Origin of the sequence: Brevibacterium sp. p3-SID960, from assembly GCF_025144725.1 — a bacterium.
In the GTDB taxonomy this organism is placed as follows: Bacteria; Actinomycetota; Actinomycetes; order Actinomycetales; family Brevibacteriaceae; genus Brevibacterium.
In genome coordinates this window covers 20,991-35,501 of record NZ_JALXKS010000003.1, presented here as the reverse complement: position 1 = coordinate 35,501, position 14,511 = coordinate 20,991, and the positions used below count along the sequence as shown (strand labels likewise).

General features: G+C 66.5%; 11 protein-coding genes. 1 reads left to right on the top strand and 10 read right to left on the bottom strand.

Annotated features, from left to right (window positions below; genetic code table 11):
• Positions 1–232: 232 nt before the first annotated feature.
• A complete protein-coding gene (locus M3B11_RS01490) occupies positions 233–1,717 on the bottom strand; it encodes a recombinase family protein (RefSeq protein WP_259874847.1) in 1,485 nt (494 codons plus the stop codon).
• Positions 1,718–1,950: 233 nt separating this feature from the next.
• Between M3B11_RS01490 and M3B11_RS01485 the strand changes: the two genes are divergently transcribed.
• On the top strand, positions 1,951–4,194 hold the full coding sequence (locus tag M3B11_RS01485; protein WP_259874845.1) for an AAA family ATPase: 2,244 nt from the start codon (positions 1,951–1,953) through the stop codon (positions 4,192–4,194).
• Between the two features lie 200 nt (positions 4,195–4,394).
• On the opposite strand, the gene nrdR is transcribed toward M3B11_RS01485, so the two are convergent.
• The 9 genes from nrdR to pgeF form a co-directional block, all read right to left on the bottom strand.
• The gene (gene nrdR, locus M3B11_RS01480; RefSeq protein ID WP_102160528.1) at positions 4,395–4,853 is read right to left on the bottom strand and encodes a transcriptional regulator NrdR; all 459 of its coding nucleotides are present in this window, start codon (positions 4,851–4,853) and stop codon (positions 4,395–4,397) included.
• Positions 4,853–6,193, bottom strand: a complete 1,341-nt coding sequence (hisD, locus tag M3B11_RS01475) for a histidinol dehydrogenase (protein WP_259874843.1) — start codon at positions 6,191–6,193, stop codon at positions 4,853–4,855. The genes nrdR and hisD overlap by 1 nt, the downstream gene beginning before the upstream one ends.
• 66 nt (positions 6,194–6,259) lie before the next feature.
• Entirely contained in the window at positions 6,260–9,787 is a 3,528-nt protein-coding gene (dnaE, locus tag M3B11_RS01470; protein WP_396121514.1) for a DNA polymerase III subunit alpha, read from the bottom strand.
• Positions 9,788–9,935: 148 nt separating this feature from the next.
• On the bottom strand, positions 9,936–10,865 hold the full coding sequence (locus M3B11_RS01465) for an RluA family pseudouridine synthase (RefSeq protein WP_175294940.1): 930 nt from the start codon (positions 10,863–10,865) through the stop codon (positions 9,936–9,938).
• On the bottom strand, positions 10,862–11,416 hold the full coding sequence (gene lspA / locus M3B11_RS01460; RefSeq protein ID WP_259874839.1) for a signal peptidase II: 555 nt from the start codon (positions 11,414–11,416) through the stop codon (positions 10,862–10,864). Before lspA ends, M3B11_RS01465 begins: the two co-directional genes overlap by 4 nt.
• 148 nt (positions 11,417–11,564) lie before the next feature.
• Positions 11,565–12,434, bottom strand: coding sequence for a DivIVA domain-containing protein (locus M3B11_RS01455; protein ID WP_259874837.1), 870 nt, complete (start codon positions 12,432–12,434; stop codon positions 11,565–11,567).
• 266 nt (positions 12,435–12,700) lie between these two features.
• Positions 12,701–13,000, bottom strand: coding sequence for a YggT family protein (locus M3B11_RS01450; RefSeq protein WP_165882732.1), 300 nt, complete (start codon positions 12,998–13,000; stop codon positions 12,701–12,703).
• A gap of 101 nt (positions 13,001–13,101) precedes the next feature.
• The gene (locus tag M3B11_RS01445) at positions 13,102–13,608 is read right to left on the bottom strand and encodes a cell division protein SepF (RefSeq protein ID WP_175294943.1); all 507 of its coding nucleotides are present in this window, start codon (positions 13,606–13,608) and stop codon (positions 13,102–13,104) included.
• 128 nt (positions 13,609–13,736) lie between these two features.
• The gene (gene pgeF, locus M3B11_RS01440) at positions 13,737–14,501 is read right to left on the bottom strand and encodes a peptidoglycan editing factor PgeF (RefSeq protein WP_175294944.1); all 765 of its coding nucleotides are present in this window, start codon (positions 14,499–14,501) and stop codon (positions 13,737–13,739) included.
• Between the last annotated feature and the right edge of the window lie 10 nt (positions 14,502–14,511).

Below are 14,511 nucleotides of genomic sequence, written 5' to 3'. Positions count from 1 at the left end.
CATGGCAACCACAGCAGCACACAGCACCCCCAAGGCTTCCCCGGCACCCTCGGCTCGTGAGCGGCAGAGCCGGGTTCCGAGCGGTCTGCCGCCGGGGTTTGACCCGGTGGTGTGGACGCGCGAGGCGTGCGAGTGTTCCGGGGTGCCGGTCGGTGTGACCGATCCGGTCGCCCTGGCGAAGCTCCGCGTCCTCACTCGCCCCAAGCGATGACCTCGCGCGTGCCGTGTTGGTTCAGGCTTTGAAGGTGAGTTCGACGCGTTCGGGTCGGAACCTCGCCCCGGTCTTGCCGGGCTGTGCGGGTTTGACGATGAGGGTGTCGATCAGTGCGGCGATGATCGCTCGTTTCTGCGGGATCGACCACTCGGTTTCCCACGCCTCTCGTAGTGCCTGCTCGTCGCCGATGGGGATACCCTTCAACGCGGACGACTTCGCGTTACGTCCCAGGACGAGTTCTGCGTTGTTGATTGCCGCGGTGGCGGCGGTCTTCGCGGCGTGGAGCTCGGTGCGGGAGAGCAGCCCGGCTCCGTAGTCGCGGGCCATGTCCTCCATCCGCTGACGGGCGGCGGTGATCTGCTCCATCGCCGCGGTGATCCCGGCGTCCTCGCCCGGCGCGGCGGTCGGCAGCGTGGTCGCGGCTAGGCGCGCGATCATCGCTTCGCTTACCAGGGTTTCGATGCCGTGCGCGGACACGACGAGCCCGCCCCGCTCGGGCCTGCCGGGCAGGGGCAGGCAACGGTAGAAGCGGCGCTTCCCGATAGACGTCTCGCCTCGGTGCAACCCCGACGACACGAGCGTGTTCCCGCACTTCGCGCAGGAAATCAGCCCGGCGAGCAGGCTTTTGGAGGAGCGGCCCACGCGCCGGTCGGGATGGTTGAACACCGCCCGGATACGCATCGTCTCTTCCGGGGTGATGATCGCCTCCCAGTTCCCCGGCCCCAGGATCGCCCGATCGCGCCGTTCCCACGTCGCCGTCGTCTTGGATGCTGGTTCGTAGGCGCGCTGCCCCGAGATGCGCGCGGAGCACAGGATCGAGCCGACGGTGCTCTCGTGCCACACGTTCAACCGGCTCTTGCCTTTCGACGGCGGTGTTGGTCCGTCGTCGCGGTTGAGCCACCTGGTGATCTGCCGCACCGACTGCCCTGCGAGGAACCGGTCGGCCATCTCGCGGATGACGGCGGCTACTTCGGGGATGAGGACGCCGCCGATGCCGTACCCGTACTTTGCCCCGCCGTGCCAGTCGCCGCGCTCGGCTTTCTGCTGGTTCGCCCGGCGGATGCGGTCGGCTTTGTGGCCGGATTCGTAGGAGGCGATCGCGACGAGCCGACGGGCCATGAGCCTGCCTTCGTGGGTGTTCAGGTCGAACGCGCCGCCCTTGACCGTCTCGATCCGGATCGGATGCGTCTCCACGAGGTCGATGAGGTCTTCCAGTTCGCGGGGGCGACGGTAGAGGCGGTCCACATGCCATGCCACAATCCGCGACGGCCCCAGCTTCACGCGTTCGAGTAGGTCGAGGTAGCCGGGGCGTTTCTTGCCCGAGTAGGCCGAGATGTCGTTGTCCATGAAGATCGCCGGGTCGCTGATCCCGAGCCGCGCGCACAGCTCCAGGCAGTCCTGGCGTTGCCGCTCGACCCCGGCCTCCGCACCGGTACGATCCTCGGAGATGCGCAGGTACACCACCACCTGCTCCATGCCACTGCTTGCTGCTGTGCCGTCCATGACGACCTCCCTCGTTGCCTGGTAGGTACGCCGGTCAAACCCGACACGTCGACAAGACGCTGCGCGCCGGCCCTGCCGTCGCCTCGGTGCTGGCGGGCCGGAAGCTCGCTGACTTCTGCGGATGGCCGGCAACAGGCAGGTGAACTCCTCCTCAATTCTGTGCCGCCGACATGCCTGTGGTGACGGGGGCGTGAGAACACGGCATAATTGATTGCCGACCAGAAAGGCGGAAGGTGAGCGAAGAGACCGAGATCAGCCACGAACAGCAGCACCTCGACACCGTCTACGCGCGTCTCGACGCGTTGCGTGAGGAGACCGCTGCCAGCCTCAACCACGTGCGCCGGACGCATGTCGGGGGCAACCACCAGAACCGTTCCGAACGCGATGCCTTCGCCAGCATGTATGAGGATCAGCTCATCCGCCTGCGCAATGCCGAAGAGGGGCTGTGCTTCGGCCGCATCGACACCGTCACCGGCGCCACAACCTACATCGGGCGCATCGGGATCTCCGCTCAGGACCGCACCCAGCTGCTGATGGACTGGCGGGCCCCGGCCAGCGAGCCGTTCTACCGCGCGACTGCCGAGAACCCAGGTGACCTCACCCGCCGCCGGCACATCGCTACGCGACGCCGCCGAGTCATCAGCGTCGAGGACGATGTCCTCGACCTGTCGGCGCTCAGTGCCCAGCAGCGCGCCGGGCTGCACGGCGAAGGCGCTCTCATCGCCTCCCTCGACGCCCATCGCACCGGCCGGATGGGCGACATCGTCGCAACTATCCAGTCCGAACAGGACCGCATCATCCGCCGTCCCCTCGATCGGCTCGTGGTCGTACAGGGCGGACCGGGGACCGGCAAGACCGCAGTCGCGCTGCACCGCGCAGCCTACCTGCTGTACCAGCACCGGGAGCGCATCGCAAAGTCCGGTGTGCTGCTCATCGGGCCCTCGCCGGTATTCCTCAAGTACATCGAGCAGGTGCTGCCCAGCCTCGGTGAGACCGGTGCCGTGCTGCTGACCCCCGGTCAGCTCATGCCCGAGGTCAACGCCACCGCCCATGACACCGCGCCGACGGCTGCGGTCAAGGGTGACCTGCGGATGGTTGAGGTCATCAAGCGGGCGGTGCGCGCCTACCAGCGAGTGCCTGACGACCCGCAGCAGCTCAAGACGATCAGTCACACCATCACCATGACCCCGGCGATGGTCAAGGAGGCACAGGACCGGGCACGTCGCAGCGGCAAGCCGCACAACGGGGCGCGCCTGACCTTCGTCAAGCACCTGCTCAGCCTGCTCGCCGGTGCGCTGGCGGCCGCGAAGCACTACGAGCCCACGCCCGAGGTGCTGGCTGAGCTGACCGACGAGCTGCGCCGGGCCCGCGATGTGCGCGTGGCGATCAACCTGTGCTGGCTGCCACTGAGCCCGCGCGGAGTGCTCGATGCGCTGCTGAGCAAACCGCACCGGCTGGTGCCCGCCGCCGACGGAATCCTGAGCTTGGAGGAGATGGCCCTCATCCGCCGGGTTCGCGGCGGACAGGTCACCGTTGAGGATGTGCCGCTGCTCGATGAGATCGCTGAACTCATCGGGCCGAGCACCGAGGTGCTCGAGGCCCAGGAGCAGGCCGGCACCGTGAATGCCGAGCTGGAGTACGCCCAGGCGGTGCTCGATATGACCGGCACCGGTGACATGGTGTCAGCTGAGACGATCGCCCAGCGCTATCAGCAGGACACCGATGAGCGGACCCTGGCTGAGCGGGCCGCACAGGACCGCGAGTGGACGTACGGTCACCTCGTGGTCGACGAGGCGCAGGAGCTCAGTCCCATGCAGTGGCGGGTGCTGTTCCGGCGTGTGCCGAGCAAGTCGGCGACTGTCGTCGGCGACCTCGCCCAGGCTTCGACGATGGATGCGACGCGCACCTGGTCCTCGGTCTTGGCGCCGCACATCGGCGATCGCTTCGAGATGGAGGAGCTGACGGTCTCCTACCGCACTCCGGGACGCATCATGACCGTGGCCAACGAACTGCTGCGGGAGTACTTCCCGCAGCTGTCAGTCCCCTCGCCGGTGCGCGAGGGGACCTATGACCCGCTGGCTGAGTGCTTCGACGACATCGAGACGCTGTGCCGGAAGCTGCCGGAGATCGTGCGCAGCGAACGCGCCGAACTCGGCGGCGGCCAGCTGGCCGTCATCGCGATGCCCGAGCACGCCGATCGGGTGGCGGCGGCGTTGGCCTCCGACCCTGATGTCGACTTCGCTGCCGGTCCTGCCGGGATCGATCACGCAGTCGCCGTCCTCGATCCCAGTGAGGTCCGCGGCCTCGAGTTCGACAGCGTCATCATCGTCGATCCGGCGTCGATCGCCCCTGCCGGCAGTGCGGCGGGAGTCGGCCAGCTGTATGTCTCGCTGACCCGTTCGACCGCCCGGCTGAGGATCCTCAGCATCGGTGAATCGGTCCTCGCACCCTTCATCGCAGCAGAGAACCGCACATAAGGCCAGCGCGCGCCTCAGCATCCTCATCGGGTGCTCAGGCGCATCTTCTTCGGGGCAAAGTGAAAGCCGCCCGTGGCGTCGGCTTCCCCTCCGACGCCACAGGCGGCGTGCGCCTTGGGCGCACGTTTTATCTTACACATACTTCCGGCCGTTTCACGAACTGGATCCAGCTTCTTCTCGCAATTCGTTCAGCAGGGTGCTCATGCTTCTTCGTCGCGCTCGGCGCGCAGCGATTCGATCGCTGCCTCGAAGTCTTCCAGGGAGTCAAAGCTCTGGTACACGCTGGCGAACCGCAGGTAGGCGACCTGGTCGAGTTCGCGCAGCGGTTCGAGGATCGCCAGGCCGACTTCGTCGGCTTCGATCTCAGCGATTCCCTGTGAGCGGATCTTCTCCTCGACCTGCTGGGCGAGCTTGGCCAGATCGTCCTCCCCGACTGGTCGGCCTTGGCATGCCTTGCGCACGCCGGCAACGACTTTCTGCCGGGAGAACTCCTCGGACACGCCCGAGCGTTTGACGACCGACAGACTGGTGGCCTCCATGGTGGTGAACCGGCGGGAGCACTGCGGGCACTGGCGGCGCCGGCGGATCGACGAGCCGTCCTCGGCGGTGCGCGAGTCGACGACGCGCGAGTCAGGGTGGCGGCAGAATGGGCAGTGCATCAGGCCTCCATTCCCGGCTTGCTGCGGCGCAGCCGAACGGCTTCACCGTGGGCGGGCAGATCCTCGGCAGCTGCCAGCGTTTCGATGTGGTCGGCGACCGCGGCCAGTGCCGCAGCCGGGTAGTCGATGACCTGGCTTCCCTTGAGGAAGGACTGCACGCCGAGCGCCGAGGCGTAGGCGGCGGTTCCGCCGGTAGGCAGCACGTGGTTCGACCCGGCGCAGTAGTCTCCGAGGGCCACCGGTGAGAACGGGCCGATGAACACGGCACCGGCGTTGGTGATCTGCTCGGCTGCGGCGTGTGGGTCGCTGACGAACACTTCGACGTGCTCACCGGCATAGGCGTTGACCACGGCCAGGCCAGCCTGCCGGGAGGCGACCCTGAGGATCGCGGACTGCTCCCCGGACAGTGCGGTGCGGATGCGCTCGGAGTGTGTCGCACAGGCAGCCTGGCGCGTGATCTCCTGCTGCACGGCGTCGATGAGGTCCTGGCTTTCGGTGACGAGCACCGAGGCGGCCATCGGGTCGTGTTCGGCCTGGCTGATGAGATCGGCTGCCACGAGTGCCGGGTCCGCGGTGTCGTCGGCGAGGATGATGATCTCAGTCGGCCCGGCGATCGTGTCGATGCCGACGACCGAACGCACCCGTGCTTTGGCGGCTGCGACGAAGGCATTGCCGGGCCCGGTGATGAGATCGACCGGCTCGAGCTCTTCACCGTCATCGAACCCGTAGGCCAGCGCGGCGACAGACTGAGCTCCGCCCATGGCCCATACTTCGTCGATGCCGAGGAGTCCAGCAGCTGCGAGCACTGTCGGGTGGGGCAGGCCGTCGGCCTGCGGCGGCGAGACGATGGCGATCGAGTCGACGCCGGCGGCCTGGGCGGGAACGGCGTTCATGATGACGGTTGAGGGGTAGACGGCCAGCCCGCCGGGGACGTAGAGACCGACGCGTTCGATCGGCAGCCAGCGTGATGTCACGGAACCACCACCGGAGAATGCGGTCGTGGCTGAGGAGCGCCGATCGCCGTCAGCGACCCGCCGGCAGCGGCGGATGGTCTCCTCCAGCGCTGTGCGCAGCCCGGCGTCGAGGCTCGCACAGGCAGCGGTGAGCTCCTCGGCGGGCACCCGCAGCCGCTCGGGCAGCACCGCGTCGAACGTCTGCGTGTACTCCAGCACCGCAGCCCGACCGCGGGTCTCGACATCGTCGACGATCGGGATGACCGCCTCGGCAGCGGAGGCGGAATCGAGGCGGGCGCGCGGCACGGACCGGCGCAGCGTGCGACGGTCGAGCGGCGTGTCGGTGAGGTCGAGGACATTCATGAGCGCGTGGGTCACGCGCTCCATTCTACGTCCTCTGCCTTCCTGCCGTCCGGCGCCCCGCACAGCGAGAAGCGCAGTGCCTGTCGGTGGTCAGAAGATCGACGTGGTCGCTGGGGCCGTCAGGCAGCTGGGCCCGAGCAGGCCCTTGAGATCGCCGAACAGGCTCGGGTCCGCCGTCACCCGCAGGCCGCGGTCGAGGCGCATGATCGTCGTGCGCTCGCGGTTCGTCAGGCACAGCCGCACCTCGGTCTGGCCGGGGTTGGCCTGCAGGATCATCTTGAGGTTCTCGACGAGGTCCGGTGTGCAGCGTTCGACCGGCATCGACACGTACAGCGGCCGGTCGGCGCGATCGGTGACGTCCGGGATCGTCATCGACATCGCCATGAGCGAGGTCGGCCGGTCATCGGAGCGGCGGATCCGGCCGGTGACGGTGATGACGAGGTCATTGGTCAGCAGGGTCGCCACCGGCTCGTAGGTGTCGCCGAAGAACATCACCTCCATGCTCGCTTCGAGGTCTTCGATGGTGACGATCGCGTACGGGCGACCGGAGTTCTTCGAGACCTTCCGCGAGACCTGGGTGATCATGCCGCAGATCGTGGTCTGGGATCCGTCCGGGCGCTTGTTCTCCGGGTCGAGCAGCTGAGCGATCGAGCCCTCTGATTCCGACTGCAGGATGTCCTCGAGCCCGTTGAGCGGATGGTCGGAGACGTAGAGGCCGAGCATTTCGCGTTCGAAGGCCAGCAGCTCCTTCTTCTCCCACTCGGTGCGCTCGGGGATCTTGACCGCGAAGCTCGACTCGTCCTCCTCGCCGAGGCCGGCGAACAGGTCGAACTGGCCGGCGGCTTCCTGGCGCTTGACGCCGATGACGGCGTCGACCGCCTCTTCGTGGATCTCGACGAGGCTGCGCCGGTTGTGGTCAAGCGAGTCGAAGGCGCCGGCTTTGATGAGCGATTCGATGGTGCGCTTGTTGCACACCTGGCTGGGCACCTTGTCGAGGAAGTCATTGAAGGAGGTGAACTTGCCTTTGTCCTGCCGGGCTTCGACGATGCCCTGCACGACGTTGCCGCCGACGTTGCGCACCGCTCCCATGCCGAAGCGGATATCGTCGCCGACCGGCGTGAAGTTGTTGGCGGATTCGTTGACGTCCGGCGGCAGAACGGTGATGTGCATGCGCCGGCACTCGCTGAGGTAGAGGGCGAGCTTGTCCTTGTTGTCCCCGACTGAGGTCAGCAGGGCGGCCATGTACTCGGCCGGATAGTGGGCCTTGAGGTAGGCCGTCCAGTACGACACGAGCCCGTAGGCTGCTGAGTGGGCCTTGTTGAAGGCGTAGTCGGAGAAGGGCAGCAGGATGTCCCACAGCGCCTGGGCCGCCGCCTCGGAATAGCCGCGTTCCTTCATGCCGCCGAAGAAGCCGACCTGCTGCTTGTCCAGTTCGGCCTTCTTCTTCTTGCCCATTGCGCGGCGCAGAATGTCTGCTTGGCCGAGCGAGTAGCCTGCGACCTTCTGCGCGATCGCCATCACCTGCTCCTGGTAGATGATGAGGCCGTAGGTGGTGTCGAGGATCTCAGCGAGCGGTTCGGCCAGCTCGGGGTGGATCGGGGTGATCTCCTGCAGGCCGTTCTTGCGCAGCGCGAAGTTCGTATGCGAGTCCGCGCCCATCGGGCCGGGCCGGTAGAGCGCGATGGTGGCGGAGATGTCTTCGAAGTTGTCCGGGCGCATCATCCGCAGCAGTCCGCGCAGGCCGCCGCCGTCGAGCTGGAACACACCGAGGGTGTCTCCGCGGGAGAGCAGCTTGTAGGACTCCTCGTCGTCGAGGGCCAGGTGCTCCAGGTCGAGTTCGAAGTCCTTGTTCAGCCGGATGTTCTCGATCGCGTCGGAGATGATCGTGAGGTTGCGCAAGCCGAGGAAGTCCATCTTGATGAGGCCGAGGCCCTCACAGGTGGGGTAGTCGAACTGCGTGATGACCTGCCCGTCCTGGAACCGGCGCATGATCGGGATGACGTCGATGATCGGGTCAGACGACATGATGACGCCGGCGGCATGCACACCCCACCCGCGTTTGAGGCCCTCCAGGCCCTTCGCGGTCTCGAAGGTCTCCCGCGCCTCGGGATCGGTCTCCAGCAGTTCGCGGAACTCCCCTGCTTCGCCGTAGCGCGGTGCCTGGGGCTCTTCGATGTCGGCCAGCGGGATGTCCTTGGCCATGACCGCCGGCGGCAGCGCCTTCGTCAGCTTCTCGCCGAGGGAGAACGGCTTGCCCATGATGCGGGCGGAGTCTTTGAGCGCCTGCTTGGTCTTGATGGTGCCGTAGGTGACGATCATCGCCACGCGCTCGTCGCCGTACTTCTCGGTGACGTAGTCGATGACCTCACCGCGGCGACGATCATCGAAGTCGACGTCGAAGTCGGGCATCGACACACGGTCGGGGTTGAGGAACCGCTCGAAGATCAGTCCGTGCTCCAGCGGGTCGAGGTCTGTGATGCGCAGGGCGTAGGCGACCATCGAACCGGCACCCGAGCCGCGGCCGGGGCCTACTCGGATGCCGTTCTCCTTCGACCAGTTGATGAAGTCGGCGACGACGAGGAAGTAGCCGGGGAAGCCCATCGAGATGATGACGTCGAGTTCGTAGTCGGCCTGTTTGCGCACGTCGTCGGGGATGCCGTTCGGGTAGCGGTAGTGCAGGCCCTTCTCGACTTCCTTGACCAGCCACGAGGTCTCGTCCTCACCGGGCGGGCAGGGGAACTGGGGCATGTAGTTGGCGCTGGTGTCGAAGGAGATCTCGCAGCGCTCGGCGATCTCAAGGGTGTTGTTGCACGCCTCGGGCAGCTCCTTGAACAGTGCGCGCATCTCAGCCGGAGTCTTGAGGTAGTAGCCGGAGCCGGAGAACGCGAAGCGGCTGCCGCCCTGGTCGTAGGTCGGTTCGATGAGCTTCGAACCTGACTGCAGGGCCAGCAGCGCTTCGTGGGCCTTGGCGTCGGATTCGTGGGTGTAGTGCAGGTCGTTGGTGGCCACCAGCGGCAGGCCGAGGTCCTTCGCCAGGCGCAGCAGGTCCTTGACGACGCGTCGCTCGATCGTCAGACCGTGGTCCATGATCTCGCAGTAGTAGTTGTTCTTGCCGAAGATGTCGCGGAACTCCGCTGCGGCTCTGACGGCTTCGTCGTACTGACCGAGTCGCAGCCGCGTCTGCACTTCTCCCGAGGGGCAGCCGGTGGTGGCGATGAGGCCTTCGGAGTACGTGTTGAGCAGCTCGCGATCCAGGCGCGGGTACTTCGCGAATGCGGAGTCCAGACTGGCCAGCGAGGATGCCTTGAAGAGGTTGCGCATGCCGGTGTTGTTCTCCGCCAGCAGCGTCTTGTGCGTGTAGGCGCCGCCGCCGGAGACGTCGTCGCCGCGCTGGCTCTCATCGGTGCGCCACTTCACGCGGGTCTTGTCGGTGCGCGCGGTGCCCGGAGTCAGGTAGGCCTCAACGCCGATGATCGGTTTGATGCCGGCGTCGGTGGCCTGCTTCCAGAAGTCGAAGGCGCCGAAGAGGTACCCGTGGTCGGTCGTGGCGATCGCGTTCATTCCCGAGGCCTTCGTCGCCTGCATCAGGTCGCCCAGGCGGGCGGCCCCATCGAGCATCGAGTACTCGGTGTGCACGTGCAGGTGTACGAAGTCCTCAGCCACGGATCCTCTTTCTCACAGTCGGCATGTCCCGCTCCCGGCGACGCACACCAGTCTAGCGATCATCAGGGACATCGCGGCTATGAGGTGGACCCGTTTCGCGTGTTCAGCCTTGGGCGACGCGCAGCCGGTCGAGGGCGGTCTGCAGATCCTCGGGATAGTCGCTGGTGAACTCGACCCACTCCCCTGTCTCCGGGTGCGTGAATCCGAGTTCGACGGCGTGCAGCCACTGGCGTTCGAGGCCGAGCTTCTTCGCCAGCACCGGGTCAGCGCCGTAGGGCAGGTCACCGCAGCAGGGATGCTTGGTGGCGGCCATGTGGACGCGGATCTGGTGGGTGCGGCCGGTCTCCAGCTGGACTTCGAGCAGGGTTGCCGAGCGGTAGGCTTCGATGACCTCGTAGTGGGTCACGGCATGCTTGCCGTCGGTGCGCACGGCGTAGAGCCCGTCGCGGCGCAGGTTGCGGCCGATCGGCGCTTCGATCGTGCCGATGACAGGGTCGGGAAGTCCCTGGACGAGCGCGTGGTAGGTCTTCTTCACCGTGCGCTGCTTGAATGCGCGTTTGAGCACGGAGTACGCGTGTTCGCCCTTGGCGACGACCATGACGCCGGAGGTTCCGACGTCGAGGCGGTGGACGATCCCCTGGCGTTCGGCCGCACCCGAGGTGGCGATGTCGTATCCGGCGGCGACGAGACCGCCGATGACGGTCGGGCCGTGCCATCCTGCCGCTGAGTGGGCGGCCACTCCGATCGGCTTGTCGACGACGACGAAGGCGTCGTCGTCGTAGATGACGCGCATGCCCGGCACCGGCTCGGCGTCGATGCCCAGGGGTTCGGGTTCGGCTGGCATCTTCACGTCGATGCGGGATCCGGCGATGAGCCGCTCGGACTTGCCGACGACGGTGTCGTCGACGCGCACGCCGTCATCGGCGGCGATGGCTGCTGCCGCGGACCGGGACAGGCCCAGCAGCCGGCTGAGGGCCACATCGACCCGTTCGCCTTCGAGGCCTTCGGGAACGAGGAATGATCGCTCGGTCATGGCTGCGCTCGCGCCTCCTCTGTAGGGGTGTCGTGGTCGCCGCGTGGTGACTTGTCGTCTCCGGCCGCGGTGCCGTCGACACTGATGTTGCGCAGGGTCGTGAGCACGATGGTCACGGCCGCCGCCGAGATCGCGATGTCGGCGACGTTGCAGACGAAGAAGTACAGGTCGATGAAGTCGACGACGGCGCCGTGGAAGAAGCCCGGCGGCCTGAACAGCCGGTCGACGAGGTTGCCGGTCAGACCTCCGAGCAGCAGCCCCAGGCCGGCCGTCCATGCGCGGGACCCGAGCCTGCGGCTGAGGACGAGGATGGCGATGAAGACGCCGATGGCGATGAGAGCGAACAGCCAGGTGGTGTTCTCTCCCATGCCGAGAGCAGCACCGGGATTGCGGTAGAACGTGAAGCCGGCGAGTTCGCCGATGACCGGGATGCGCTCACGGCCTTCAAGCGTCTGGACTGCGATGAACTTCGTCAGCTGGTCGACAGCGAGCACGGCGAGAGCGATCGCGAACAGCACGATGCGCAGACGTCGGCTGCTCGTCTGCGGCACGGGCGTCCTCCTCGGTTCGGTGATTCAGCTGTCCATCATACCGATGACCGGCAGCTTCGCACACACGCGCAACGGCCGGCCGCCCGATGGCGGCCGGCCGTTCCGGCGGGATCTGCTGACTCAGCGCAGGTGAGTCAGATCAGGTGCCTCAGATCGAGTGACCCGGCTGCTGATTGCCGCCGAGAGTCTCCGGGGCCAGCGATCCGGAGTTCTCCAGGTCGCGCAGCTGATCGGTCAGGTAGCTCTTGAGGCGGGTGCGGTACTGGCGCTCGAAGTTCTGCAGACCGTCGATCTCACGCTCGAGGCTGGTCTTCTGGCTCTCCAGGGTGCTGAGGGTGTCGTCGCGCTTCTTCTCAGCGTCCTTGACGATCTGGTCGGCTTTGGTGCGGGCCTCGGAGATGAGCTTATCGCGGGTGCGCTCACCTTCGGCGACGTGCTCGTCGTGCAGGCGCTGTGCCAGCGAGATGAGGCCGTGGGCGTCCTGGTCACCTCCGCCTGCTCCACCGGCGACAGCGCCGACGGCGGCACCGGTGCCGGCTGCGGCTGCGTTGGAGCCGTAGCCGTTGGCGGCAGCGCCCTGCTGGGTCTGCTGCGGCTTCTCGTCAGCCTGCTCACGCGGTGCGTCGGCCGACTGCTGCGGGGCGACCAGCGGCGAGGCGGCCTGCTCCTTCTTCTCGTCGGCGGCCGGGGCCTCGTTGACGTCCTGCTCCGGCACGGCGGCGGGCATTGCCTGGGTTGCCTGGGGGTCCTCAGCCGGCTGCTGGGCGGCCGACTGCGATCCGATCGTCTGGGCGCCGGTCTGCTCGGTGCCTGCAGCACCCTGACCCTGGCTCAGCTCCTGGTTGCGCTGCTCGCACGCCGAGAGCTTCTGACGCAGCTCGTCGTTCTCCTGGTAGAGGCGACGGAGCTCAAGGACGACTTCATCGAGGAAGTCATCGACTTCCTCCTGGTCGTATCCCTCGCGGAACTTCACATGCTGAAACCGCTTATTGACAACATCTTGAGGCGTAAGCGCCATGAGGCCACCTTCGATCGGAAATCGTCTTTACTCTACTGTTATACAACAGATGTCGATGCCACTGTACAGCAACGCCAGCTTATTTCTCGTGCAGGCCATGCCATGATTCGCATCATAATACGTCTTGCCCTTCAGCCGGGTCTCGATCACCGGGCACGGCGCGGAATCCATCACGTGCTTGATATTGCAGTTCTGTCACATTCACGCGAGGCGAATAGCTGTGTGCAGAGTCCGGCTGCGGCTTTCACAACCGCGAAAAGGGAATGTCACATTCCCTGGGCTGCCAGGCTGAAGAACACGCCGGCGAGGATCTGGACTGCGATGAACACGAGGATGAAGCCCAGGTCCAGAGAGATCTGGCCCAGGCGCAGCGGCGGAATGATCCGGCGCACGAGCTTCACCGGCGGGTCGGTGAGCGTGTAGATGATCTCGGCGAGCACGAGGATGAAGCCGGTGGGCCGCCAGTCTCGCGCGAAGACCTGGATGAGGTCGATGACGACGCGCGCCAGGAGCACGAAGACGTACAGGCTCAGAGCCTGGCCGATGATCCAAAACAGCAATGACACGAAGGCTTCTCCTGAGGGAACGCAGACGGCGGACTACATTCAAGCGTAGTCCGCCGTTGCCGTGAATGCCGAACCGGGAGCCGCAGCTGCGGCCAGCCGCCTCAGCTCTGATTGAAGAAGCTGGCCTGGTGGTCGCCTGCGGCTTCTTCGGTCGATACCTCGATCGACTCGGGAGTGAGAAGGAACACATTGTTGGTGACCTTCTCGATGGATCCGCGCAGGCCGAAGATGAGGCCGGCGGAGAAGTCGACGAGGCGCTTGGAGTTCGCTTCGTCCATCGCCGAGAGGTTCATGATGACCGGCACGCCGTCTCGGAAGGCGGTGCCGATGGCTTTGGCGTCGTTGTAGCTGCGGGGGTGGATCGTCTGAATGCGCTGCATGGCGGTGGCCGGTGCACTTTCCACAGGACGAACGGACGGGCGGATCGGAGTGACAGCAGCTGCCGGCGGCTCGAACGGCTCCGGTTCGGCTTCGAGGCTGTCGTCAGCGTAGTCGTCGTACTCGTCCTCGTAGGTACGGCGCTGTTCGGTGGGCTGATGACGCAGGTCCTGCTCGTCGTAGTCCTCGACGAATCCCAGGTAGCTGCCGATCTTCTTGAGAGCGGACATGGGCGACTCCTCGTGATTGCGGGCGTCCTTCGCGGTTCGACATGCAAAGGTCTTAGTGAGAACGTACCCCACCGGCAGGTGATGGCCGGGAAAGCGCTGCGGGCGTGTCGAAAGTTCGGGTGAAGTTCTCACCGCGGCTGTGCGGCAGGCTCCATCCAGATGACTCCGGCGAAGCGGCCGGTGACGGCGTCGCGCCGGTAGGAGAACAGGTCGGGACTGTCGTAGGTGCAGGCGGCGACCCAGCGCTCGAGCCGCACGCCTTCCCGCCGCAGCTGCTCGGCGACTCCGGCGGCGACGTCGATGGCTGGGGTGCCTTCGGCTGAGACCGAGGCGGCAACCGGTTCGATCGCTGCGATCTCCTCGCGCAGCTCGACCGGCACCTCGTAGCGCCGCGGTGAGATCGATGGGCCGATGATCGCCGAGATGCTCTGCGCCCCGCGCTGCCGCATCGCCTCGATGGCGGCGGTGACGACACCGGCGGCCATGCCCTGACGCCCAGCGTGGACGCTGGCGATGACCCCGGCATCAGGGTCGGCCAGCAGCACCGGGGTGCAGTCGGCGACGAGGACGGCGAGCCCGAGGTGGGTCGATGAGGTCACCTGGGCGTCGGCTTCGACGGTGTCGAGCGGGACGGAGGCGTTGAGCTCGTCGAGGTCCACAGAGTGCACTGCGGTGCCGTGGACCTGTGAGGTGAAGCTCAGCCGGTCGGCCTGCAGTCCCAGGACCTGGGCGAGCATAGTGCGGTTGGCTGTCACTGCGGAGTCGTCGTCGCCGACTCCGCGCCCGAGGTTGAGGGAGTTGTAGGGGGGAACGGAATAGCCGCCCCATCGGTCCGAGAACGCCGCGTGGGCAACGCGGTGGGTTCCCGGAACGACGAAGCGGCTGTGCAGCATGGGCCGTTCC

Coding starts and splice junctions, on each gene's coding strand:
- nrdR (WP_102160528.1), bottom strand. CDS start 4,853: ATGCACTGCCCATTCTGCCGCCACCCTGACTCGCGCGTCGTCGACTCG.
- dnaE (WP_396121514.1), bottom strand. CDS start 9,787: ATGCTCGATGGGGCCGCCCGCCTGGGCGACCTGATGCAGGCGACGAAG.
- M3B11_RS01445 (WP_175294943.1), bottom strand. CDS start 13,608: ATGTCCGCTCTCAAGAAGATCGGCAGCTACCTGGGATTCGTCGAGGAC.
- M3B11_RS01490 (WP_259874847.1), bottom strand. CDS start 1,717: ATGGACGGCACAGCAGCAAGCAGTGGCATGGAGCAGGTGGTGGTGTAC.
- M3B11_RS01455 (WP_259874837.1), bottom strand. CDS start 12,434: ATGGCGCTTACGCCTCAAGATGTTGTCAATAAGCGGTTTCAGCATGTG.
- M3B11_RS01465 (WP_175294940.1), bottom strand. CDS start 10,865: ATGACCGAGCGATCATTCCTCGTTCCCGAAGGCCTCGAAGGCGAACGG.
- pgeF (WP_175294944.1), bottom strand. CDS start 14,501: ATGCTGCACAGCCGCTTCGTCGTTCCGGGAACCCACCGCGTTGCCCAC.
- hisD (WP_259874843.1), bottom strand. CDS start 6,193: ATGGAGCGCGTGACCCACGCGCTCATGAATGTCCTCGACCTCACCGAC.